This is a genomic window from Flavobacterium sp. UMI-01 (assembly GCF_019656315.1).
Classification (GTDB): Bacteria; Bacteroidota; Bacteroidia; order Flavobacteriales; family Flavobacteriaceae; genus Flavobacterium.
This window is the reverse complement of sequence record NZ_BPLU01000001.1, coordinates 1-24,617: the sequence shown is the minus strand read 5'-3', so window position 1 is coordinate 24,617 and position 24,617 is coordinate 1. Positions and strand designations below refer to the sequence as shown.

Sequence of the window (24,617 nt, the reverse complement as noted above, 5' to 3'; positions counted from 1 at the left end):
AAACTTAAGCGATTTCTGTGTTATTTTTAGTTTGTAAAATTGCAAACCATTCTCGATAGGCACTTATGGCTAAAATTGCAAAAATCAAATACTGCAGGGACAACATCCCCAACCCACGGTATCCATAAAGAGGTGTCGCTATAGCATCCCCTACTACCCACAATGTCCAATTTTCAATTTTTTTATGAGCCATAAACCACATCGCTGTAAAAAAAAGTCCTGCTGTAAAAATATCAACGTAATTATCCCATAAAATGGTATATCCAAAAAAATGGTAAATTCCATACACCAAAAAAACCGTCAGTACAAACAACAGAAAACCTATTTGCTTTTCTTTGAAATTGGTTCTGCTAATCGACAAGGATTCGTTATTTTCACCTTTAACGGTCCATTTGTACCAGCCATAAATACTCATGATACTAAAATAAGCATTGATGAGCATGTCCCCTAAATAGCCTGCCAAAAATAGAAGATACATTGTAATAACTGTCGCAATTAACCCCATTGGATAAAGAAGAACATTCTCTTTTTTGGCCAATACAACACTCCAAATCCCACATACAAAAGCAATAAACTCCAAGACAATTTGCCTCCAAGGTGTTTGTTGATAAGCATTTAAAAAAAAGTCTAACATAGTGTAATTTATTTTTTTTCAAAAAAATGAATATCATTCTCAAAAGCTGTTCCTATGACAACCAAATCAGCTCCAGCAGCATACATTGCCTCGATTTGCGAATAAGAAACAATACCACCACCCACAATTAAAGGAAGCTGAATATTCCCCGCCACCAATCGCACCATTTCAATAGGAACTGTTTGTTTTGCACCACTACCCGCTTCTAAGTAAATAAGTTTACTCCCTAGCATTTCACCTGCTAACGCCGTGGCTAGAACTTCTTCAAATTGGTCTCTAGGCAAAGGTTTGGTTTGACTCACTCTCTCCACAGCAGTAACAGCACCACTTTCGACTAAAATATAACCAGTTGAAATGATTTCGAGTTGGGTTTGTTTTAAAATGGGAGCTGCCTTTACTTGGTGTGCTATCAAAAAATCGGGATTTCTTCCAGAGAGCAAAGACAAGAATAAAATTCCGTCTGCTTTATCCGATATTTGTGAAGGATTCCCTGGGAATAAAAGAATAGGCAAATCAATCTTTTCCTGTAAAAACAATATGAGGTCATCCATCTGGACAGATTCCATGGTGCTTCCTCCCACAAAAAGATGTGTAGCGGGTGATTGATTGATTTTTTCAGCCAAGATTTCTAGCCCCCCCCTAACGATTTTATCAGGGTCTAACAAAATGGCCAATAACTTTTTTTTAGCAGCCTTAGAAGAGAGAATCTCTTGATATAAAGTAGTTTTCGTGTGCATCAGGCTGTAAAAGTATATGTTTTTTTTCCAAAAGTGAAATCCACACTACCTTAGATGATAACCAAAACATTTTTTTCTGAACATGATATAAGTCATAAAATAGCTTTTTTTAGCACATTACCTTTGTCATAACAAATTAAAAACCAACATTATGACACTTTACAACAAAACATTCGGTATTTTTGACAACGGTTATTTTGGTTATGCCACTATTGGCATATTAGGACAAAGTTGTTTGGGCGGAATCGCTGCTATGGCAGTACTTGCTAACGGAACCTCAGCATTACAAATGTTCCAATTGACACTAATTGTATTAATCAGCATGCTTGCCAACACTTTTATTTTGGCACAAATGAAACATAAAGTAGTTTTCAATATGCTTAATGCTAGTGTTATTGTAAATTTGATTTTGATTTTACTAAACCACTTGTAAATGCTAACAGATATCACCAACAGAAAAGACCTCTCACTCTTGATTCATACTTTTTATGACAAAATTAGAGCCGACAAAGAAATAGGTTTTTATTTTAACGAAACGATTCAAGATTGGGAGGAACATCTGGAAAAATTGACTGATTTTTGGGAAAACAATCTTTTTGGGAGTCGCGTGTACAAAGGTAATCCGCTACAAGCTCATGTGGAAGTGGACAGCCATTTTGGAGGAACCATTGGGCCTAACGAATTTGGCATTTGGCTGAACCATTGGGCACAAACACTTGACGAATTGTTTGAAGGAGAAAATGTGGTTATTTTAAAAAGAAGGGCCCGAAAAATGGGAACTTTTATTTATTTGGAACTTTTCAAAAACCGAAGCACCCATTGAACAAGTACCCTAAACACCTAACTCCTAACCCTCTTTTTCAAAAGCATAAACCAATCCAAAATTTTCTACCGATTCATAAAACACATGAAACTGTTTTTGAACGGCTCCAAAAGTAAGATTTGCAGTAGTTTTAATTTCCTGTAATTCAAAAGGAAGTACTGTAATGTGTTTTTTGAAACTGATGCCTCTCTCGTTTTGGATTTTAAAAATTGCTTCTTTGGCACCCCAAATCGCAGTTAATTTTTTAATATAAGCTTCTTTATCATCAATAGTTAAAAACTGTGCTTCGGAACTAATGAATTTATCCGCAATTCGGATAATTTTTTCACGATACAATTCGATATCAACCCCTACCGGTTTATCACTAATGATAATTGCTGAAAACTCATGCGAATGGGTGATGGAAATGAACGTTCCATCTTTAAGATTAGGTTTCCCAAATTCGTCGTAATACAACTCCAAATCATTGTATCCAGCTTCTTGCAACAGTTTACGCACGCTCAAAAATCCACGCTGGTGCAACTCAGACTTCATTCCGTTGAGACGCTCCCTGTTTTTCATATTCAGGACAACCCCATTAAACAGTTCGTCGTAGGTTTCGGTAATTTTCCATACGAGAATTTGAGTTTTGGAATCAAAAAAATAATTTTTAAATAATGGCATTGTATCGTAGAATTGCTGGTTTTCAAGTCTTATTAGCTGTTCATTTCTAGTATTTGTCCTTACCTACACTTGAAATTTATTCCCTAACAAATAGAAAATACTCCTTACTAATTTGAAACTGAATTTATATTTTACTGGTTTTTAAAAACTTAGACTCATCAACAATTCATAAATATTTGTGAATCCTTTTTAAATCATAACTTATTCCGTAAATTTGCAAAAAATTTTACAATTACAAATATACTATAAATGAGTACTACAACTACGCCTTTTGTGGCTTTCAAAGTAAAAGACATTTCTCTAGCGGCTTGGGGAAGAAAAGAAATTGAATTAGCCGAGGCTGAAATGCCAGGTTTAATGGCACTTCGTGCAGAATACAAAGACGAACAACCGCTTAAAGGAGCTCGTATTGCAGGATGTTTACACATGACTATCCAAACAGCAGTTTTAATCGAGACTTTGATTGCTCTTGGTGCTGAAGTGACTTGGTCCTCTTGTAACATTTTCTCAACTCAAGATCAAGCTGCTGCTGCCATTGCTGCTGCAGGAATTCAGGTGTATGCTTGGAAAGGGTTGAACGAAGAGGAATTTGACTGGTGTATTGAGCAAACATTATTCTTTGGTGAAGAAAGAAAACCATTGAACATGATTTTGGATGATGGTGGTGATTTGACTAATATGGTTATCGACCGTTACCCAGAATTAGTCCCTGGAATCAAAGGATTATCAGAAGAAACTACTACAGGAGTTCACCGTTTATACGAAAGAATGAAAAACGGAACTTTGCCAATGCCTGCAATCAACGTAAACGACTCTGTAACTAAATCTAAATTTGACAACAAATACGGCTGTAAAGAATCGGCTGTGGATGCAGTACGTCGTGCTACTGATATCATGTTAGCAGGAAAAAGAGTGATTGTTTGTGGATATGGTGACGTAGGAAAAGGAACTGCTGCTTCTTTTAGAGGTGCTGGTTCTATCGTGACGGTAACTGAAATCGATCCTATTTGTGCTTTACAAGCAGCAATGGACGGTTATGAAGTAAAAAGATTAAACACTGTAATTGCTAATGCGGACATCATCATTACAACTACAGGAAATAAAGATATCGTTCTTGGAGAGCATTTTGAACAAATGAAAGACAAAACGATTGTTTGTAACATCGGACACTTTGATAACGAAATCGATATGGCTTGGTTAAACAAAAACCACGGTGCTTCAAAAATCGAAATCAAACCTCAGGTTGACAAATATACCATCAACGGAAACGATATCATCATCTTGGCCGAAGGACGTTTGGTAAACCTTGGTTGTGCTACAGGTCACCCAAGTTTTGTAATGTCTAACTCATTCACTAACCAAACTTTGGCACAAATCGAATTGTGGAAAAACAGTGCTGCTTACAAAAACGAAGTGTATATGTTACCAAAACACCTTGATGAAAAAGTTGCCGCTTTACACTTGGCTAAATTAGGTGTAGAATTGGAAACCTTACGCGAAGACCAAGCAGCTTATATCGGTGTTCCAGTAGAAGGTCCATTCAAACCAGAATATTACAGATATTAGTATTAAGGTTTTAGTACTAAGTATTAAGATAACAACCCTTACAATTCCGAAGTTTCGGAATGTAAGGGTTTTTAATTTATTGCTGCTGTTGTACTTGTTGTTGGTACAAATTATCAATATAATCTAATTGTTCCTGCACTTCGGTTGAAACCTCTTGCAGTTGTACGTCATTGATTTCTTCAAAATGGCTACCATCCTCATAGCCAATTGAAACACATACAGATAATGTTTGCTTGGCTAATCCTTTAAAAGTTCCTTTTACAGGAGTACAGTCGGAAAAATTTAATCCCACAGATAGTTTGACATGGTTGTCCATCGTCCAAATATTATTGGTTGGGTCAATGCCCAGCCAACCTTGTACGGGGGAATAGACCTCTACCCAAGCATGAGTGGCACCTTCACCTCGCATACCGCTTTGATTTGGACAAATATAACCACTTACATACCGAGCAGGAATTCCTAGCGTACGCATTAACTGAAGTAAGACATGCGCAAAATCTTGGCAAACTCCTTTTTTTATTTCTAAAATTTCGTCCAGTGTCGTATGAATCGTGGTAATACCTTTTGTATAAGTAAAATGAGTATAGATGTATTCGCTACAGGCTTGTGCCAATGCAATAATAGTTTTATTTTGGCCCCCTATTGCAGCTAAGATTTGGTCTATTTCATCTTGTTTACTTATAATTTCGGGATAAGAAAACCGAAGCAAAGCAATACTTTTCTCTTTTTCATTTTTTAAATCGCTTACCGTTGCATGATCCACTTCAGGGATTTTGAGCGAATGATTGACCCGCACCAACATTCGGCTTTCAATACTCATTTCCGTATGTGCCTCCAAAATATTAAAATTCCCCACTCTGTTCCCGTGATAATCTTCTGAAAAAATGACTTCAGGGTTTTGGGTAATCAAAAGTTGGTACTGCAATACGTCTTGATTTTCAAAATGATGCGGAAACAAACGAATCTCGTTTATGCTCTCTTTGATAGGCCAATTGTATTGGTATTTTGTAATGTGAACGATTTTAAAAACTGCCATTGTGGTTAGGTGTATGAAAAGAATAATTTAGAAAAATCTGTGGAAAAAGCATTTAATTGTGCTTTGGTATCTTCGAGTATGTGTTGCAATTGTTGATTGGTGAGATGATGATAATCTGTAAACTCTACCGCACTCTTAAGACGCCCAAAATGGTTGCGCATGGTTCGTGCTTCGCTTAAATGATTGTCTTTAAACAAACAATTGATACTCGTTTCAATAAGTCCCAAGGTGTAAATTACAGAATGAGCAAAATCTTTATTAAAGATAACTTGTTGAACTACTTTGCGGTTGTGTGGAATGTTACTATAACTTTTCATGTACAATTCATATCCCGATAACGAAAGCAACAACTTCCTCCAGTAAAGTAAATCCTCCTCTCCTTCTAGATTAAAATTAATTGGCTTGTAATACGATTGGGTGAAGGTAATGGTTTGCAAACAGCGTTCTAGATTTTTACCAATGCTTGAAAAACACCAACCCAATCCGCGTGGCATTGTTACATGAAAAATACCATTATACAATAAGAAATCCTTATTTAATTTAGACAAAATCCCAATAGCCTCGGCCGTTTCTAACCGTTGCGGGAGTTCGGGAGCATTGATAAAATGATACATTGAGTTGATGTGTTCCCAAAGTTCTTTGGTAATTTTATCCTGAGAACCTCTTGCGTTTTCACGCGCTTTTGTAATAAGATTTTTTACCGAATTGATATTTTTAGCATCACAAATAATGTATTTTAAAACATAATTGGTATTGTATTGCACTTGATTGATTTCCTCATCAGACAAATCAGTGTAATATTCTAACATGGGCTTATAGCCTTGATGGTCATTTGTTTCTTGGTCAAATGACATAATATAAAGTGTATTGAGGGTGAGCAGCATACCGTCTGTTCGTTCCATGTATCTATTAAGCCAATAGATGCCATCGGCCACTCGGCTGAGCATATTTGCTTCCATAAAAGTATCGTTTAAAAGTGAAAAAAAATCAGATTGTTACTTCATAATCCAAGTGTCCTTACTACCACCTCCTTGCGAAGAATTCACCACCAAAGAGCCTTCAGTTAGTGCTACACGTGTTAAACCACCCGGTACAATTTCGACTCCTTTAGGACCACATAGCGCATAAGGTCGTAAATCCACATGGCGCAATTTGAGTTCGCCATCAATAAAACAAGGCACAGTACTAAGCTGGATAATAGGTTGAGCAATAAAATTTCGCGGATTATCAATAATGGCTACTTTAGCCTTATCTAGTTCTTCTTGAGTTGCTTTGTTACCCATAATCATTCCGTACCCCCCACTTTGATTGGTCTCTTTAATGACCATGCTTTCCATATTTGCAAAAACATGTTCGCGTTCTTCCTTGTTTTCCATTTGATAAGTAGGAACATTTTTCAAAATGGGCTCTTCGTTCAAATAATACTTAATCATTTGAGGAACATACGCATAAACTGCTTTGTCATCGGCAACACCATTTCCTACGGCATTAACCAAAGCAACATTACCGGCTTTGTAAGCACTGATAAGCCCTGGGATACCAAGAGTACTATCGGGTTTAAAAACTAATGGGTCTAAATATTCATCATCCAAACGTCTATAAATAACATCCACTTGATGCAAACCTGATGTAGTTTTCATATAAACTTTATTATTATTTACAACTAAATCACGTCCTTCTACTAAGGGAATTCCCATTTGTCTTGCCAAAAAAGTATGCTCATAATATGCCGAATTATAAATTCCGGGGGTTAACAAGACAACATTGGGATTGGAAATGGCTCTTGGCGAAAGCGAAACCAGAATATTGTGAAAAATCATCGGGTAATTGACCACCATACTCACATTGTTGCTTTTGAACATTTCTGGAAAAACACGTTTGGTGATTTCGCGATTTTCAAGCATGTAACTTACGCCACTTGGACAACGTAAATTGTCTTCCAATACATAAAATTCACCTTCGGCACCTCGAATCAAATCAATTCCTGCAATGTGCACATGAATGTCGTGAGGCAATTTGATTCCTTGAACTTCTGGAATGTAATGAGGGCAGGACGCAATCAAAGAAGCGGGTAGAATTCCGTCCTTGATAATCAATTGCTGGTTGTAAATGTCCTCCAAAAACAAATTAAGTGCCTTTAAGCGCTGTGCAATTCCTGATTCAACTTCAAGCCAATCTCTTTTCGTTATAATTCTCGGAATAATATCAAAAGGAAATATTCTTTCGATACCTTCCTCATTATCACTATAAACGGTAAAAGTGATTCCCTGATTCATGAAAATTTCCGAAGCTTGTCTTTGTTTTTGCGTAAGCTTCTCTAAGTTTAAACTTTCTAATGTTTGAAGTACTTGACGATATGGTTCTCTCACTCCTTCTTTAGAAAACATCTCATCCCATCCTTTCGGGTTTAAATTTGGCGTTAATTTTATCATACCCTCTAATTATTAAAAATTTAAACAAAACTGATTTTTAATATAAAATACATATATAAAAAACTAATTTACCTATTTTTATTATTTAAAAAATCGTTTTTACTGTTTATTTTTCAATAATTAAGATTTTGATTTTTAAGTTTCAGTTTTTTAACGATTCGTGTTTTTCAAGCCCAATTTTTTTACAAATTGCTATTTTATCGTTTTAAAAAAATCTATTACCGTGTAGTTACAAAGTACTATGCCTTATCTGTCAAATCCTATTCGAACTTAAAAAGCATACTAAAATTGGAGGTGTAAAAATTCAGGAAGCGCATATTCTTCTGAACACAAAAACCTTTGCATGATGAATAGGCTTTATAAAAGAGTATGTCTAGCTTAAATCCAAATTCCATAATAGAAACCTCTCTCAACTTTATTTTTTGAAATAAAAGCGCTTACTCCATTTTTAGTCATTGACCCGAGAGTTATGCTCGAACTGGTGAAGCAAATAGTTTACTATTCTTTCTTTAAAAAATTTCGGAGTGCCTGAATTTATTGAAAAATTTAATCACCCGACGAATACAACTGCTTAATCTCGGTTGAACCCAATAGGCCATAAAAGCAAAAAACCCAAAATACTAAGTATTTTGGGTTTTTAGTGCGGATAATAGGACTCGAACCTACACGCCTTGCGGCACCAGATCCTAAGTCTGGCACGTCTACCAATTTCGCCATATCCGCTTAATTGCCTCTGTAAAATTTAATTTTTCTAGAGGTTTTCCGGTGAATCACCGTTTGTGGGTGCAAATATAAGGATAAGTTCCAATATTCAAAGCAATAATTCAAAAAAAATATTTGCCATTTTTTTGTATTTTTGAAAGTACCTAAAAGTTTACAAACCAATGGACAATATAAAACAGTACATTCAAGAAAATAAGGAACGTTTTATCAAAGAACTCATAGAATTATTAAAAATTCCTTCCGTAAGTGCTGACCCCGCTTTTTCGCAAGATGTGATTGACACCTCTGAAGCCGTTAAAAAAAGTCTCGAAAAGGCAGGTTGCGATTTTGTTGAAATATGTGAAACTGATGGTTACCCCATCGTGTACGGCGAAAAAATAATAAACCCCGCCCTACCCACCGTTTTAGTTTACGGTCATTACGACGTACAACCCGCCGACCCATTAGAATTATGGACTTCTCCCCCATTTGAACCCGAAATTAAAACCACCGAAATTCATCCAGAAGGCGCCATTTTTGCCCGCGGAGCATGTGATGACAAAGGTCAAATGTACATGCACGTCAAAGCTTTTGAATACATGATGCAAAACAATTGCTTGCCTTGCAATGTCAAATTCATGATTGAAGGCGAAGAAGAAGTAGGCAGCGTTAACCTGAAAAAATTTGTAGAAAACAATACTAAAAAACTTCAAAACGACGTCATTTTGATTTCGGATACAGGAATGATTTCAAACCAACAACCTTCCATCACTACGGGATTACGAGGATTGAGTTATGTTGAAGTGGAAGTGACAGGGCCAAACAGAGATTTACACTCTGGTTTGTATGGTGGCGCAGTCGCTAATCCCATCACTATTTTAGCGAAGATGATTGCCTCGCTTCATGATGAGAACAATCGCATTACAATTCCGGGTTTCTATGATAAGGTTGAAGAATTATCAAATGAAGAAAGACTCGAAATGGCCAAAGCCCCTTTTGACATCGAAGCCTATAAAAAAGCGCTTGACCTTAACGCCGTTTATGGAGAAGAAGGTTATACAACGAACGAGCGCAACTCCATTAGACCTACCCTAGACGTTAACGGAATTTGGGGCGGCTATACTGGCGAAGGTGCTAAAACCGTTATTGCCAGTAAAGCTTTTGCTAAAATTTCGATGCGATTAGTCCCGAATCAAGATTGGGAGGAAATCACCGAATTATTTTCCAAACATTTTCTTTCCATTGCGCCAGCAGGAGTAACTGTCAAGGTAAAACCACACCACGGAGGCCAAGGGTATGTCACCCCTATTGACAGCATTGGATACCAAGCCGCAAACAAGGCCTATACCCAAACCTTTGGCATTCCTGCTATTCCTGTGCGTTCAGGTGGAAGCATTCCTATTGTTGCTTTGTTTGAAAAAGAATTAAAAAGCAAAACGATTCTGATGGGATTTGGACTGGACAGTGATGCCATTCACTCTCCCAATGAGCATTTTGGAATCTTCAATTACCTAAAAGGCATTGAAACGATTCCGTTGTTTTATAAATATTTTACTGAGTTACACCAATAAATAAAAAGTCCGTTGCCAGAAAACAACGGACTTTTTTATTCCTTTTTTTATTTTAAACCCAAATTCAAACGTGTTACAACTTTGTTTTTATTTGACGTAAATTATCTAGATTTTGTTGCGCCTCCAAAGTTAACGGTTGCAAAAGCAAATTCACTTGTTCAAAAGGATCGGTATCGATTTTATAAAAATATTCCGTACCACTAGTGAGATGAATTAATTTATAATTCTGATTGCGCAAAGTATAACCTTCATTAGCATATCCTACAGAAGTAAACAATTCACTATAGGTATAATTTCGTTGCGGACTCGCTCCACTAGACAACAAGGGCTTAATACTCATTCCGTCTTGATAGGCTGTTGTACCAGTTGTAGCCATATCAGCAAACGTAGCAAATAAATCGGGGGCTTGTACCAAAGCTGTTTCAATTTGATTTTTGCGACTTACATTTTTACCGCATATAATCAAAGGCGTATTGACCCCACCCTGATACAAGGTGCTTTTGACCCTTGAAGAGGTATAAGGGGTTTTGGCTACTCGAGGCGGCGTACCATTGTCACCAATAAAAACAAAAATGGTATTTTCTCTTTGTGCTGTAGTCATGGAGTGAATCAAGCGCCCAATTTCTTTATCCATCGCTTCGATGGCCGCTAAATAATACGGAAATGGATTGGCACTAATAGCACTAGCCGACTCGCTTAAAGTTTGATCTGAAATTAACGACAAAGGCGGTCTGTGAAAAGGGGAATGTGGGGCATTAAAAGCCAACCATAAAAAGAAAGGCTTGGTTTGCTTTTGAATCCAAGCAACGGATTGATTTACAAAATGAGTGGTCGCATAGGTCGAAACATTAGACTCAACACCATTACTCACTTGAGTCCAATTATAATAATCGGTTACACCTCCTCTTAAAAACCCAGAAAAATATTGAATCCCAAAATTTTCAGGAGCCTTCAAATCACTATTCAAACTCACATGCCATTTGCCTATATGCGCGGTTGCATACGCATTAGCTGTTTTGTCCGTAATGTATTTATGGATTACTGTTTCGGTACTTTTTAAATACCCTACCTGAGGGGCTTCGACTCCTCCAATACCCGTTCTGAAACCGTATTTCCCTGTTAGTATAGCCGCTCTAGTAGGTGAGCACTCGGGATTTGCCCAAAAATTGGTAAAAGTAACCCCTTGTGTAGCCAACGAATCAATAACAGGTGTTTTTGCTTTGTTTTCACTACTACCAATGTGTTTCCCAAAAACATCCCAACCCATATCATCAGCGATGATAAATACAATATTAGGTGGATTTGTTTTTCCAGTTGTTTCTGGTGTTGCATCGGCCCCGCCGCAAGACAATAGAACAGACATGGACAACAAGGACAAGCATCCGATTTTTTTAATTACTCCCATACCATTAAATTAAAATTTAAAAATGTTGCTACTTTTTTTTTGAAAACTCAACTTAAACGAACATCATTGGTTTACAAAATACTTTCACTTAGACGGTAGTTTTTAAAAAATCATTCGGTTTTCACTAGAAATAAAAAAATCATTATCTAGTTGCTCATTTTCAATTTAAAACAGTGTCAATTCTTTGGATTACATCTTTCCAAATTTCTTCATTGACATTAAATTCATGGTCGGCATCCATAAAAACCAAATCAATGGCAGGACTTAATTCATATTGGTTTTGAATTTCTATTCCACCGTATTCATCTTTGTCTCCTTGAATAATGGACATAGGCGTTTTTAAATTTTTAAGGTGCAGGTATCTTTCAGGTTCTGCGCTTTTTCCAGGATGTTGAAAAGGATACCCTAAACAGATGATGTGTTTTACAGCAACTAATTCATCAGCAATTAAGGATGCAAATCGCCCTCCAGCTGATCTTGAGAGTACAATAATATCATTTGTCTCTCCTAATTTTATCAGCTCTTTTTTTAACTTATTAGCACGAAAATGAACTGAGACACCTTTGGACAGCAACAAACATTTTAAATAATCCCAATGAAAAACAGCATAACTTATTTGAAACAGTCTCAAGTGTAGCGTTTTCAGCGTTGAAGGCAACCATTTTAGTTGGTTTTGAAATAAAATCAGTCTATGTACGGGCCTCCATATTTCGTCTTCCCATACGATTTCGTGAGGTGTTTGGTTTAAATATTCAAAGAGTTTTTGATTCAAATCAACATCATTTTGCCAATTGTCTCGACCTACTAAAAAAACCACTTTGGGTTTGGTTTCCATTCTTAATTATTTTTAAAAGAGTATTATATAAACGCGTTGGGTGTAATTATTAAAAACGTCAGTTCGAGTGTTTTTTGTGGAGAGAAACGGAACAAAAAATGTATCGAGAACCGTTTTTAATCATGTTTTTCTTGTTCTCGATACAAATTTTCAGAAAAAGCTATTCGCATTTTCTGAAAATTTACTCGAACTGACGAAGAAACATCATCAAAAACTAATTACACCCAACGGGTTATATAATTTAATTTCTATGTTTATTTAGGTGCGTAGGGGGAACCCTGATTATGGATTCATAAGGATTTGCATTTAAAGCATCATCTCGATTAGAATTCGTTTGAGAAAATCAATTTCAAACTGCACCCCATTCTTAATAGCCTATTGAAATACCACTGCTAAATTTGATACCCAAAATAAGGCATCAGTTCTTCTTTGAAATTAACGCCGTAATGTTCTAACTCTTTGAGAATCGGTTGATACACTTCTTTTTGAATAGGCAATTGCACACCTGATGCTTTGATTTTTCCGTTTAATATGAGCAAACAGACCATCGCAACAGGCAACCCTACGGTTTTTGCCATAGCAGTATAGGTTTGGTCTTCACCAATGCAAACCATTTTGGAATCGATTTGTTGTTTTTGACCCTCAAGTTCAAATCCAAATTTGTGATACATCACAATCATGTCTTTGTCCGAAGGTTGAAGTGTCCAACTGTCAGTCAATATTTTTTCGAGGATTTGTGCGGGTGTTGCATTTGGGATTCCTACTATTTTTTTATCATTAAATAAATCGAGTTCTTCTAATTTTTCCCACATGATATCGTCTTGGTCGATTTTGAGCAGCAGTCGGAGTTTAATTTCCACTGAATCCGTTGGATGGTAAGGCAAAAATGAATTGACGTATTGGCGGTAACTCATGTTCTCAGAACCTTCCATGACATAGGTATCATCGGTCATTCCTAGTTGGATAAACATATTCCAAGCCTTGGAAAAACCCACCCGACGGATGGTTCCTCTATACAACGTCAGGGCATCATCGAGTCCATACACAGAGCGATATTTGAGGGAATCTCGATTGGGATAAGCTTCAAATTTTCCAAAACCTTCCACCTCTAAAAATTCTGTTCTTCGAAACAAATTACAATACGGAATGTATTTATAAGTGCCTTCTTGAAGAAACTTCGCAGAACCGCCTTGTCCTGCCAAAACCACATTGCGTGGTGCCCAAGTGAATTTGTAATTCCATAAATTAGTATCCGAATCAGGAGCGACAAGTCCGCCACAAAAAGATTCAAAAAGTAGCATTTTGCCTCCTTTATCTCGTATTTCGTCAATCACCTTCATGGCGCTCATGTGATCAATCCCAGGGTCCAACCCAATTTCGTTCATGAAAATCAAATTATTCGCTTTGACATCGGCATCCAAAGCCTGCATTTCATCACTGATGTAAGAGGCCGTTACCAAGTGTTTTTTGAACTTCACACAATCTCGAGCCACTTGAATATGCAAATGAGCAGGCAACATCGAAATGACAATTGCGGCTTGTTGAATGGCTTTTTGACGCTGACTTTCGTCAAAAATACTAAGAGCCATTGCTGTGGCATTGGTGTGGTTTAAGGTCTTTTTTTGAGCCAATTCCAACGACATATCTGCTATCAAAAGACGTAAATTTTCGGCTTCGGATTTTTCTAATAAATACCGAATTAAAGAAGAGGCCGACCGCCCTGCGCCGATAATTAAAATGGTTCTGTGTTGGCTTGTACTCATGGAATTTTAGCTTTTTAAACAAAATTACAAAATAAGTTTTGGGGTTTGACCGCAAAGAGCACAAAGGTTGGGTAAAGGGCACAAAGTTTTTTGTCAACTGGTGTAAGGGTACAGAATTTTCTAGCCATAAAGACACTAAGATTTTTGGTTTAAAAAGAAAGCTCATTAAGAAGACACAAAGGTCACTAAGATTTTAAATAGCTATATATTATTTTAGTGCCTTAGCGTTTTAGCGGTAAAAAAAAGATATTTTTGTAATTCAAAAAAAATATAATGATGGATAAAAAGATAATAGGGACAGGTGCATTAATGGGAATGGTAGCAATAATTTTAGGGGCTTTTGGCGCTCATGCTTTAAAGAAAGTATTAACTCCTGAACTATTAGCCACTTTTGAAACGGGAGTGCGTTACCAAATGTACCAAGCCATTTTTTTGTTGCTTTTACCTACGTTTAAAATGCTCACCGAAAAAACTAAAAAAACGGTTTTTTACCTTGTCGTTTCAGGAGTTGTGCTCTTTTCAGGTTCTATTTATGGATTGGCGACGAACTATCTGACGCCTTTTGATTTTAAAACAATTGGTTTTGTAACTCCTATTGGTGGTTTCTTGATTATTGTAGGTTGGTCGATGGTATTTTTCAATTATTTTAAAGGCAAATCCTAAGCTTTTCTGCTTATAAATGGTTATCTTTAAGCTATGAATACTCATACTTAAAAGCCAACCTTTATGAACAACAATGCCATCAAATACCGTCCGAATCTTGACGAGATAGGAATCGTAAACGCCAAAATTCACTACCAATTATCCGCTGACGAATTACACCAACGCACACTCGATTACTATCAAGGAACGGAAAGCGCTTCAGGTGCTTTGGTTATTAACACTGGAGTATTTTCAGGACGTTCCCCTAAAGACCGTTTTATTGTCAAAGATGCCATTACCGAAAACGAGGTGTGGTGGGGCGAAATCAATATTCCTTTTGAGTCGGATGCTTTTGATGCTTTGTATGACAAACTTACCGCTTACCTGTCTAATAAAGAATTGTTTGTTCGGGATGGTTATGTATGTGCTGATCCTCATTACCGTTTGAATGTACGCGTTATTACCGAAACGCCTTGGGCAAACCTATTTTGTCACAATATGTTTTTGCGACTAAGCAAAGCAGAATTAGAACATTTTGAAAGCGATTGGACGTTGATTTGCGCACCAAGTTTTGTAGCCAACCCAGCAACGGATAAAACTCGTCAAGGGAATTTTTCCATTTTGAATTTCAGTCGCAAGATGATTATCATTGGTGGTACAGGTTATACAGGAGAAATGAAAAAGGGCGTTTTTTCTGCTTTGAATTTTATTCTTCCAGTAAACGAAAAGATTCTTTCGATGCATTGTAGTGCCAATGTGGGAGTAAATAGCGAAACCGCTATCTTTTTTGGATTATCCGGCACGGGGAAAACCACGCTTTCAGCCGACCCCAAACGCAAATTAATAGGAGATGACGAACACGGCTGGACTAAGGAAAACACTGTTTTTAATTTTGAAGGCGGTTGTTATGCCAAAGTTGTCAACCTATCAGAAGAAAACGAACCCGATATTTACAGAGCTATTCGGAAAGGTGCGTTACTAGAAAATGTTGTTTTTAAATTGGGAACAAATGAAGTGGATTATAGCGATATTTCGATTACGCCCAATACCCGTGTGAGCTATCCTATTGAACATATTGACAACATCCAACTTGGTTCTATTGGCTCAAATCCTAAAAATATATTTTTCTTAACGGCTGATTCTTTTGGAATTCTTCCTCCTATCGCTCGATTGACTCCTGGACAAGCAGCGTATCATTTTATTTCAGGCTATACTGCAAAAATTGCGGGTACCGAAGCAGGAATCACTGAACCGCAGCCTAATTTTTCGGCTTGTTTTGGTGCTCCTTTTATGCCGTTACATCCCACACGTTATGCCGAAATGTTGAGTCAAAAAATAAAAGAAGACGATGCCACTGTTTGGTTAATCAATACAGGTTGGACGGGTGGTGCTTATGGAACAGGAAACCGAATGAAATTAAAATACACTCGTGCGATGATTGATGCGGCCTTGAATGGCGAATTGAACGAAGTGGAATATGTGAACCATGAAGTATTTGGTATTGCTATTCCGCAATCGTGTCCGAATGTACCTAACGAAATTTTGAACCCAAGAGCCACTTGGAAAGACAAGGATTTATACGATCTAAAAGCAATTGAACTGGCGCAAAAATTCCAAAATAACTTTACTCAGTTTATGGAATTTGCTAATGATGAAATTTTGACTGGAGCGCCAAAAGTGTAAGTCACAAAAAAAGTCTTAAAATTGAAATTCAACTTTAAGACTTTTTTTATTCAAAGCACTATCTTTTTGACTTTTAAACAACCTACATATAACTCAAAATCTCTTTTTTGTACGCATCGTACTCTCCTTGAAGAATCAATCCGTTATCGAGTAGTTTTTTGTAATTCTGAAGTTTTTCAAATAATTCGTCTTGTGATAATTCACTCAAAGGTCTTTCTTTGGTAGTTGTATTGAATTCATTCGAATTAAATTCAGGAGGAATCACTGATACAATTTCAGCAAAATGAGTTACCTCTTCGGTTTCCACTTCTTCAACATCAGTTGCTATCTCTTCTACTGCTTCAACAGGCGCAGTGGCAGTATTTTTCAAATTATCCATTTGCTCTTTGGCAAAAGTATATAATTTTCTAGCCTGTGTTTTTGGGATATAATCAATAGAAATGGTCAGTTCACTTTTGGTCGAAAAAGAAAAATCAGAACCCAACAAATTTTCTTTTACAAAAGCTGCTGCCACATCTTCCCAATCGTAATCTACAAAATCCATCGACAATCCTAAATTTTTAGGTTTGCACAAAATAATACGTTTGTTAGTCAATACAATACTATCCGGAAAAACAGTTATCGCTGGTTTTTTTTGAACACCAATGTAACCCACTTCTTCATTTTTCATTAATAAATCCTGCAATTTTGAGGTTATTTTCTCAATCGCCTTAGGATCTTGGTCTTCATTCAAAAACTTTTTTATTTGTTCTTTCATGCTATGATGATTTATTTTAATGTCAATTTTTCTTTCAATATTTCGAAACAAATGTAATTGCTAATTTTTAATTTCGGTGATTTCGATTTGCTTTTTTTTAGTTAAACTTTTAAAAACCAAATCATAAGAGTGATCGATTAGTTCTTTGATTAAAGAGTCATCCACATCTTGATTAATAGCAATCGTATTCCAATGAATTTTGCTCATGTGATAGCCCGGTTGCACCGCATCGTATTCTGCTCGCAACTCCAAAGCTCGCTCGGGATTACATTTTAAATTCACAGAAGGATTTCCCATTTCCCACTGTTTCAACGAAGACAAAGCAAACATTTTTTCACCTACTTTAAAAACCAAAGTATCTTCATCAAAAGGGAAGTGTTCGGTTACCCCTTTTTTAGACAAACAGTATTCGTAATAGGTTTCTAGATTCATTTTTTTAGTCTTAAAGATGGAAAATAAAAAAACTATAATTGAGCATATAAAACAGGTTTACTAGGACTCGCGTCATTTTCAAACGAAGCAATTTGTAAATTCAACAAATAGCTGCCATCCTGAATTTCATTGGGTACAAAAATCATCTCGGTAATGGTACAATCCAAACGTGCATCAGCATTCAAATGATGGATGTCTTTGACATTCCAAAAGGCTTTGTGTGCCAATAATTTCCCTTCGTCATTTTCTTTATCCACACTGGGTAAGTCAATCAGCAAATGTTTGATACCGCTTTCGCGAATGAATACCGCCGCTTCTTCTGTCAAGTACGGTGGATTGGTATGTGAATAATTTGTATGTTTTTTGGAATCCAAATTTGGCAAGGTGTGGATAACAAGAGCTTCGGGCGTTTTGTTAGCCAAGGCTTTTTCAATCTGGTTTTTTGTAATTACCAAATCACCCACTAGACTTTCAGGTTCTACAGAAATCAATTCTGCCCAGAAGAAAAAGGTTTTCAACGATTGATTGACACTATAAAAATCTCGGGTAATATGTCCCAAACACTCCGTATGCGTGCCATGAGCGTGAGGATTGAATTGTATGTTGTTGAAATTCGTCGATGATTTCCCTTCTGACACTTTCCCAACCCAATCCCCAATAACAACAGGTTCTATTTTAGGTTTGTCCAAATACCACGCAATCGGATTGGCATCCGTATTGGTCAATGGGATGGAAATATCAATAGGTTTTGATAAATCGACTTGGATGTTGTTTATTGTTGCTAACACCGTATTATTTTTTTAACCGCTATGGCGCAAAGGAGCTAATTTCTTTGCGCCCTTGTGCCTTAGCGGTGAATTTGTTATTCCAAATTTAAGTAAAACAAATCACTTGCTATTCCATCCGTCAAAAACTTTCCTTTTTTGGTGGGTTTTAGGATGTTGTTTTGAATGAAAACCAAATCATCATCGAGGAATTTTTGTGCTTGTTGAAGCAAATAATCCAAATAGGTTTTCCCAAATTCGGTTTCAATTCGGTTCAAGTCAACGCCCCAAATTGTGCGTAAACCTGTCATGATATATTCATTGTATCGGTCAGCTATTGATAAAATTTCTTTTTCGGATGGTAATTCGTCATTCTGAATGGAGTTGATGTACAAACTGTTGTTGGCAATATTCCAACTTCTGGAAACCCCATCATAACTATGTGCTGATGGACCGATTCCGATATACTTTTTACCCAACCAATAACTCGAATTGTTTTTGGAAAAATAGTTTTCTTTTCCAAAATTGGATAACTCATAATGAATAAAGTCATTGGCTTCAAGCATTTCGACCAAAATCATAAAATGTTCCGAAGCCACATCCTCTTGAGGTTCGGAAATTTTGCCCGTTTGAATCAATTTATGTAAGGCTGTTTTTGGTTCCACAGTCAAAGCATAACTCGAAATATGCGGAATACCGAAAGACAAAGCAGTTTGGATATTTTGTTTCCATTTTTCGTTGCTCATGCCTGGAATTCCGTAAATCAAATCGAGCGAAATATTATCAAAATATTGGGTTGCTTCTTCCAAACACCTTTTGGCTTCAGCCGAATTATGGGCGCGATTCATCATTTGCAAATCGGCTTCAAAGAAAGACTGAATTCCAATTGACAATCTATTGATTTTACTTTTTGAAAATGCTATGATTCGTTCGCTGGACAAATCATCTGGATTGGCTTCTAGCGTAATTTCAGGATTTGCTACAACGGTATAATTTTCATAAACGGTTTCAATCAGAAAATTAATTTCATCTGAACTCAATACCGAAGGCGTTCCACCACCAAAATAAATGGTTTCAATATTCTCGTTTGCCGATTCCTTTTTGCGCAAGCAAATTTCTTTGGCCAAAGCCAAAACCATTTCGTCTTTCTTTTTCATCGAAGTCGAAAAATGAAAGTCGCAATAATGACATGCTTGCTTGCAAAAAGGGATGTGGATGTAGATACCAGACATAAAATTAGTGGTCAGTTTTTTTAAGTGATCAGTGGTCAGTTAAAGAGTGGTCAGTTTTTTAGTATTAAGAATAACTAACCACTACATTTTTACTCTTTTTTAGACCCGAATTTTTCAGGATTTAACAACATATAATTTATCAATTTTCCAATTTCTACACTTTCAGATGTAAGTTCTATATAAAGTGACTCAGATATATAGTTGCATGCTAAGGCAAACTCTAACCAAACTTGTGTTTCTGAATTCTCTCCATCCGAATCAGTTAATTTGCTGTAAAAATGTTTTGGATAAATTCTTTTTCGGTAGGACTCTGCAATTGTCACAGGAACACTTCGTGAAGAGCGACGAATTTGGTCTGTCAAAGAATAGGTTTCTTCATTTGGAAATGTTTTTGTTATTTCAAAAATCTTCATCGCTAATGCAAAAGACTTTTTATATGCCAATAAATCTTGAAATCTCATAATTTAGTTTTTTAATTCGAAATAAAACTGAATACTATAATTCCGAATACTGATTAGTTTTCTAATCAATCTATCATAACTGATCACTAAATACTAATCACTGCTCACTATTTTTTAACTCGTTCTTCATTTTGTTTCACAAAAGCATCCCAACCAGAGTAGCTTTTACCAACAACAGTTTTCCCCGAATTAAAAAAATGACAAACTGCTGCTGCTAATCCGTCAGTAGAATCGAGGTTTTTAGGCAATTGTTTCAATCCTAAAAGTTGTTGGAGCATTTTGGCGACTTGTTCTTTGCTGGCATTTCCGTTTCCGGTAATTGCCATTTTTATTTTCTTGGGTTCGTATTCGGTAATCGGGATATCTCTAGATAGACCCGCTGCCATCGCTACACCTTGGGCACGACCGAGTTTCAACATCGATTGGACATTTTTACCAAAAAAAGGGGCTTCAATGGCAATTTCGTCAGGATGATGGGTATCGATTAATTCGATGGTGCGCTCAAAAATGATTTTTAGCTTTTGATAATGATTGTCATATTTTGACAACTGCAATTCATTGAGTTGTACAAATTCCATTTTCTTATTGATGACACGTATCAAACCAAAACCCATAATAGTGGTTCCGGGGTCTATTCCTAATATAATGCGTTCGTTAGCCAAAAGTTTTATTTCAAGTTAAGGGTTCTAATTCAAAGTTTTTGTTACTTTGCCCCCGATGATTTCGATTTCACACAAAGCTAAACAATTCCTTGTACTTCTAGTCAAACTTTTGATTGTAGGTAGTGCATTTTATTTTGTTTACCATCAATTGGCTAACAACAACCAACTCGACTGGATACAATTCACTCAGGTTTTCCAAAAAAACCAATCGGTTGCAGGCATTAGCTTTATTTTATTATTGAGTGTTTTGAATCGGTATTTTGAAATTTTAAAATGGAAAAATTTGGTTTCCTATGTACATCCCATCTCCACCTCAGAGTCGACCAAACAAGTGTTAGCAGCATTGACAGCAGGTGTTTTCACTCCTAACGGCGTAGGCGAATATGCCGGAAAAGCGTTGTATTTTAACAAAAAAGAAACTAAAAAAATCATCTTTCTAAACCTGCTTTGCAATGGCATCCAGATGGTCCTAACGGTACTTTTTGGACTCGTTGGTTTGTTGTATTTTAACGCTCATTTTCACATCATCACCCCTGAAAAAGTTTGGGCGCTATTGGGAATAATCACGGTAGTTTTCACCCTTCTTTTTTCGATTAAAAAAGCAAGTTTTAAAGGGTATTCAATAGAAAAAATGATTCGAAAAATTAACGACATTCCTAAAGCTATTCATCAACGCAACCTATTACTAGGATTGTGTCGCTATTTGGTTTTTTCGCATCAATACTATTTTTTGTTTTTAGCGTTTAATGTTGACCTTCCATATTGTACATTAATGGCTGCGGTTACCAGTGTCTATTTTTTAGCTTCGTCCTTGCCTAGCTTTCAGTTTTTAGAATTTGCCGTCAAAGGGAGTGTCGCTTTGTTTTTCTTTGGTTTTTTGGGGGTTAACGAATGGATTATCATTTTCGTTTCAACCTTAATGTGGTTTTTGAATGTGGTCCTTCCCGTACTTATTGGAAGTTTTTATGTGCTAAGTTTCAATAACAATCGTATTCCCTTAACTTCAGAAGCATGATCCTGTTGGTTGGTATTTTTATAACCTATTCCCTAGCCATTGTCGCATTAAGTTATGGCTTTACTCAAATAAAATCCTATAGCCGAATCACCTTAAACCCCAAGACTTCGTTTACCATTATTGTTCCGTTTCGAAACGAAGCCGAAAACTTACCGCTGTTACTAGAAAGTCTTTCGAAACTAAATTACCCAACCGATTTATTTGAAGTGATTTTGGTTGATGATGACTCAACGGAAAAATTCAAGATTCAGGATTTAGGATTCAGGATTCAAATCATCCAAAACAATCGCATTTCGAATTCGCCAAAAAAAGATGCGATAACCACAGCAATGCAACGAGTCAATACGGATTGGGTGATTACTACGGATGCAGATTGTATTGTTCCTGAAAATTGGTTATTGACTTTTGATAATTACATTCAAGAAAATCAAGTCCAAATGCTAGCTGGCGCAGTAAGTTACCAAATCCAAACGTCGTTTTTACATCATTTTCAACAATTAGACTTGGCTAGTTTACAAGGAGCCACGATAGGAAGTTTTGGACTACATAAAGGGTTTATGTGCAATGGCGCTAATCTGGCTTATACCAAATCATTATTTAAAACCTTAAACGGCTTTGAAGGGAACGAAAAAATTGCCAGTGGTGACGATGTCTTTTTATTGCAAAAAGCGATAACTCATGCTCCTGAACGAGTACATTATTTAAAATCAAAAAACAGCATTGTGACCACAAAACCTTTGGATGATTGGGATTCTTTATTCCAACAAAGAGTGCGTTGGGCAGCCAAAACGACTTCTTATCAAAGTAATTTTGGAAAAGGATTGGGAATAATCGTTTTTATGGGGAATTTGGCAATCATATTGGGACTTTTCCTCGTGAGTCCTTTGACTATTCTTGTTTTATTTTTGTTCAAAATAATTATTGATGCCATTTTGATTTTACAATTCAATAGATTTTTAAGTCAGCCCACCCGATTTTTAATAGCGAGTAGTATTTTCTATCCTTTTTGGTCAATTACTGTAGCTTTGTACAGTCTCTTTGGAAAATACGAATGGAAGGATCGATTGTTTACGAAATAGAACTCTTATTCTTGAAAATTAATGAAACACTTATAAGACCAATATTAAAAGACGAAAACAAAACCACTAACAATGTTTGTATTCCATTCTTATCGGTTGGTAATTCAAAAGGATGTTTCAGAAAAAAAACTATTGTTGCTACTATTACACTCCATATCCAATACGATTTTTTCACTTCATATATTTTCTGTTTTGAAACTGGAAGTTTAAAAAAATAATTGAAAATCAAAATCAAACCAATGATAGAAAATATAAGATGGACATAGACAAAAAACGGAATTCCTAAAAAAATTGAACTATAAAACTCGAAGTTCATTACAAAATAACCATCACAATGCGTTAATGAATCCAAACCTAAATGTGTCAAAGCTCCAAAAATTATAGATAGAATTACCGTGACATAATTCATTTTAAAATACTTTATCCAATCAAAATGTTGTAATTGTTGCGTTCTTGACTGTATAAAAAAAGGTGAATTTTGAAGCAAGGCCTTTTTGACAATTAAATGAAAAAGAAATAAAGTCAATATACTTAATGGTAAATCAACAACAAAAACACCTAAAAGAGTATGACTTATTCCTCCTGCTAAACCCATGGTGAAAAAATACCATAAATCAGGTGAAACTGTTCCTACAATCAAGGCTGATGCAGAAATTTTTTTATTATCTAAAAAAGGCAAAACTACAGCAGGATGTGAAAATGTAAAAGGCATTACTCTACTTTAAGAATTACAGGTAAAATAAATTGTGTTTTTACGGGAATTCCACGTTTGATAGCAGGATTCACTTTAGGAAAACCAACCAATCTTCTTTTAAGAATACTGTCAATTTTCACCTTATCATAAGCAACCGAATCTTTTGGGAACAAAGGTTCGAACTGAATACGTGAATTAGGATAAACCGTTACTTTTACCTCAATTGTATCTAGTTCTGGATATAAGGTGGCAAGGGTATCGATTCGGATTTTCTCTTGAATTAACTCGGTCAAAAACTGGAAGAAACATTTTTGACGTTCTTCCTTCCCTTCCATTTGGTTACAATCCACAAAGGACGGATATTCATCAACTTCTTTCCAGTTGATTGTATTCAACTCTTTTTGCAATAATTCCTTTTCCGAAGGGAATTGCTTGTCAAAATATTGACAAGAATTAAAAAAGAAAATAATGATAAAAAAGATGTAATACTTCAAAATTTTGAGTTTCGATTAAACTTAAATTGTGCATAAAAATACAATTATTTTATTTGTAACAAATTGAACACTGCTAATTTTATGCTCTTCAAAATAAAATCATAATACGGAAGTAAGCGATGCAATATCCTTACAACAATCAATTGACTACATTTGAGCTTAATAGGATCAGGAACAAAACTTGGGGAGGATTTAATAAAAATATAGATATTTGCTAAAAACAAATTAGCGTGGAATCCTATCTGGAATTATTAAAACTCATATTACCTGAATTTTTAGTTGAGCATTTCGATTTGAACTCTTTTAAAAATTCAGAGGAAAACCTACACTTGTATTTCGAAGAAAAATCAAAGCCTCCAAAAGAGTTTGATTCAATGGAATTAGTCTCTAAAGGTTTTTCGGAGGAAATCACAATTCAAGATTTCCCCCTTAGAGGCAAGTTTGGGATCAGGAACAAAACTTGGGGAGGATTTAATAAAAATATAGATATTTGCTAAAAACAAATTAGCGTGGAATCCTATCTGGAATTATTAAA

25 protein-coding genes and 1 tRNA gene are annotated in these 24,617 nt (G+C 36.0%); 8 read left to right on the top strand and 18 right to left on the bottom strand.

The genetic code is table 11. The features are described from left to right. Positions 1-4: 4 nt before the first annotated feature. Positions 5-634, bottom strand: coding sequence for a nicotinamide riboside transporter PnuC (gene pnuC / locus K5R64_RS00130; protein ID WP_220759599.1), 630 nt, complete (start codon positions 632-634; stop codon positions 5-7). Between the two features lie 8 nt (positions 635-642). Beyond that, positions 643-1,371, bottom strand: a complete 729-nt coding sequence (locus K5R64_RS00125) for a geranylgeranylglyceryl/heptaprenylglyceryl phosphate synthase (protein WP_220759597.1) — start codon at positions 1,369-1,371, stop codon at positions 643-645. Between the two features lie 151 nt (positions 1,372-1,522). On the opposite strand from K5R64_RS00125, the gene K5R64_RS00120 reads away from it, so the two are divergent. Both K5R64_RS00120 and K5R64_RS00115 read left to right on the top strand, forming a co-directional pair. Further along, the gene (locus K5R64_RS00120) at positions 1,523-1,804 is read left to right on the top strand and encodes a hypothetical protein (RefSeq protein WP_220759595.1); all 282 of its coding nucleotides are present in this window, start codon (positions 1,523-1,525) and stop codon (positions 1,802-1,804) included. Further along, positions 1,805-2,194, top strand: coding sequence for a group III truncated hemoglobin (locus K5R64_RS00115; RefSeq protein WP_220759593.1), 390 nt, complete (start codon positions 1,805-1,807; stop codon positions 2,192-2,194). It begins immediately after the preceding gene. Between the two features lie 24 nt (positions 2,195-2,218). Here the strand turns inward: K5R64_RS00115 and K5R64_RS00110 are convergent, their stop codons facing one another. After that, positions 2,219-2,857: a 4'-phosphopantetheinyl transferase superfamily protein gene (locus K5R64_RS00110; protein ID WP_220759591.1), complete on the bottom strand. Its 639-nt coding sequence runs from the start codon at positions 2,855-2,857 to the stop codon at positions 2,219-2,221. A gap of 249 nt (positions 2,858-3,106) precedes the next feature. Here K5R64_RS00110 and ahcY point away from each other — a divergent pair, with 249 nt between their 5' ends. Continuing rightward, on the top strand, positions 3,107-4,423 hold the full coding sequence (ahcY, locus tag K5R64_RS00105) for an adenosylhomocysteinase (RefSeq protein WP_220759589.1): 1,317 nt from the start codon (positions 3,107-3,109) through the stop codon (positions 4,421-4,423). Positions 4,424-4,499: 76 nt separating this feature from the next. Here the strand turns inward: ahcY and K5R64_RS00100 are convergent, their stop codons facing one another. From K5R64_RS00100 to K5R64_RS00085, 4 genes are all read right to left on the bottom strand, one after another. Further along, a complete protein-coding gene (locus K5R64_RS00100; protein WP_220759586.1) occupies positions 4,500-5,459 on the bottom strand; it encodes a transglutaminase family protein in 960 nt (319 codons plus the stop codon). 5 nt (positions 5,460-5,464) lie between these two features. After that, entirely contained in the window at positions 5,465-6,418 is a 954-nt protein-coding gene (locus K5R64_RS00095) for an alpha-E domain-containing protein (protein ID WP_220759584.1), read from the bottom strand. A gap of 36 nt (positions 6,419-6,454) precedes the next feature. Then, entirely contained in the window at positions 6,455-7,891 is a 1,437-nt protein-coding gene (locus K5R64_RS00090) for a circularly permuted type 2 ATP-grasp protein (protein ID WP_220759582.1), read from the bottom strand. A gap of 641 nt (positions 7,892-8,532) precedes the next feature. Further along, positions 8,533-8,614, bottom strand: a tRNA-Leu gene (locus tag K5R64_RS00085). A gap of 161 nt (positions 8,615-8,775) precedes the next feature. Between K5R64_RS00085 and K5R64_RS00080 the strand changes: the two genes are divergently transcribed. Continuing rightward, the gene (locus K5R64_RS00080; protein ID WP_220759580.1) at positions 8,776-10,164 is read left to right on the top strand and encodes a dipeptidase; all 1,389 of its coding nucleotides are present in this window, start codon (positions 8,776-8,778) and stop codon (positions 10,162-10,164) included. 73 nt (positions 10,165-10,237) lie between these two features. Here the strand turns inward: K5R64_RS00080 and K5R64_RS00075 are convergent, their stop codons facing one another. The 3 genes from K5R64_RS00075 to K5R64_RS00065 all read right to left on the bottom strand — a co-directional run bounded on the left by K5R64_RS00075 (position 10,238) and on the right by K5R64_RS00065 (position 14,167). Continuing rightward, positions 10,238-11,569: a sulfatase-like hydrolase/transferase gene (locus tag K5R64_RS00075; protein ID WP_220759578.1), complete on the bottom strand. Its 1,332-nt coding sequence runs from the start codon at positions 11,567-11,569 to the stop codon at positions 10,238-10,240. A gap of 160 nt (positions 11,570-11,729) precedes the next feature. After that, positions 11,730-12,404: an alpha/beta family hydrolase gene (locus K5R64_RS00070; RefSeq protein ID WP_220759577.1), complete on the bottom strand. Its 675-nt coding sequence runs from the start codon at positions 12,402-12,404 to the stop codon at positions 11,730-11,732. Between the two features lie 392 nt (positions 12,405-12,796). Then, positions 12,797-14,167 carry a saccharopine dehydrogenase family protein gene (locus K5R64_RS00065; protein WP_220759575.1) on the bottom strand — a complete coding sequence of 457 codons (1,371 nt, stop codon included), beginning with the start codon at positions 14,165-14,167 and terminating at the stop codon, positions 12,797-12,799. 276 nt (positions 14,168-14,443) lie between these two features. Here K5R64_RS00065 and K5R64_RS00060 point away from each other — a divergent pair, with 276 nt between their 5' ends. Together K5R64_RS00060 and pckA are read left to right on the top strand one after the other, a co-directional pair. Next, on the top strand, positions 14,444-14,830 hold the full coding sequence (locus K5R64_RS00060; RefSeq protein WP_220759573.1) for a DUF423 domain-containing protein: 387 nt from the start codon (positions 14,444-14,446) through the stop codon (positions 14,828-14,830). Between the two features lie 63 nt (positions 14,831-14,893). Then, positions 14,894-16,492, top strand: coding sequence for a phosphoenolpyruvate carboxykinase (ATP) (gene pckA / locus K5R64_RS00055; RefSeq protein WP_220759571.1), 1,599 nt, complete (start codon positions 14,894-14,896; stop codon positions 16,490-16,492). Between the two features lie 82 nt (positions 16,493-16,574). Here the strand turns inward: pckA and K5R64_RS00050 are convergent, their stop codons facing one another. The 6 genes from K5R64_RS00050 to ruvC form a co-directional block, all read right to left on the bottom strand. Then, a complete protein-coding gene (locus K5R64_RS00050) occupies positions 16,575-17,249 on the bottom strand; it encodes a PH domain-containing protein (protein WP_220759569.1) in 675 nt (224 codons plus the stop codon). Between the two features lie 60 nt (positions 17,250-17,309). Continuing rightward, a complete protein-coding gene (locus tag K5R64_RS00045) occupies positions 17,310-17,681 on the bottom strand; it encodes an MmcQ/YjbR family DNA-binding protein (RefSeq protein ID WP_220759567.1) in 372 nt (123 codons plus the stop codon). 32 nt (positions 17,682-17,713) lie between these two features. Continuing rightward, entirely contained in the window at positions 17,714-18,469 is a 756-nt protein-coding gene (locus K5R64_RS00040) for a cyclase family protein (protein ID WP_220759565.1), read from the bottom strand. Positions 18,470-18,543: 74 nt separating this feature from the next. Further along, complete coding sequence (gene hemW, locus K5R64_RS00035; RefSeq protein WP_220759563.1) at positions 18,544-19,677, bottom strand: radical SAM family heme chaperone HemW; 1,134 nt, start codon at positions 19,675-19,677, stop codon at positions 18,544-18,546. An 89-nt stretch (positions 19,678-19,766) separates the two neighbouring features. After that, positions 19,767-20,138 (bottom strand): four helix bundle protein, encoded by a 372-nt coding sequence (locus K5R64_RS00030; RefSeq protein WP_220759561.1) that lies wholly within the window; start codon positions 20,136-20,138, stop codon positions 19,767-19,769. Between the two features lie 107 nt (positions 20,139-20,245). Continuing rightward, positions 20,246-20,800 carry a crossover junction endodeoxyribonuclease RuvC gene (gene ruvC, locus K5R64_RS00025; protein ID WP_220759559.1) on the bottom strand — a complete coding sequence of 185 codons (555 nt, stop codon included), beginning with the start codon at positions 20,798-20,800 and terminating at the stop codon, positions 20,246-20,248. Positions 20,801-20,855: 55 nt separating this feature from the next. On the opposite strand from ruvC, the gene K5R64_RS00020 reads away from it, so the two are divergent. After that, entirely contained in the window at positions 20,856-21,815 is a 960-nt protein-coding gene (locus K5R64_RS00020) for a hypothetical protein (protein WP_220759557.1), read from the top strand. Then, the gene (locus K5R64_RS00015; RefSeq protein ID WP_220759555.1) at positions 21,812-22,894 is read left to right on the top strand and encodes a glycosyltransferase; all 1,083 of its coding nucleotides are present in this window, start codon (positions 21,812-21,814) and stop codon (positions 22,892-22,894) included. The genes K5R64_RS00020 and K5R64_RS00015 overlap by 4 nt, the downstream gene beginning before the upstream one ends. On the opposite strand, the gene K5R64_RS00010 is transcribed toward K5R64_RS00015, so the two are convergent. Beyond that, positions 22,884-23,606 carry a DUF4184 family protein gene (locus tag K5R64_RS00010; RefSeq protein ID WP_220759553.1) on the bottom strand — a complete coding sequence of 241 codons (723 nt, stop codon included), beginning with the start codon at positions 23,604-23,606 and terminating at the stop codon, positions 22,884-22,886. The genes K5R64_RS00015 and K5R64_RS00010 overlap by 11 nt on opposite strands. Beyond that, on the bottom strand, positions 23,606-24,082 hold the full coding sequence (locus tag K5R64_RS00005; RefSeq protein WP_220759550.1) for a hypothetical protein: 477 nt from the start codon (positions 24,080-24,082) through the stop codon (positions 23,606-23,608). The genes K5R64_RS00010 and K5R64_RS00005 overlap by 1 nt, the downstream gene beginning before the upstream one ends. Positions 24,083-24,617 lie beyond the last annotated feature (535 nt).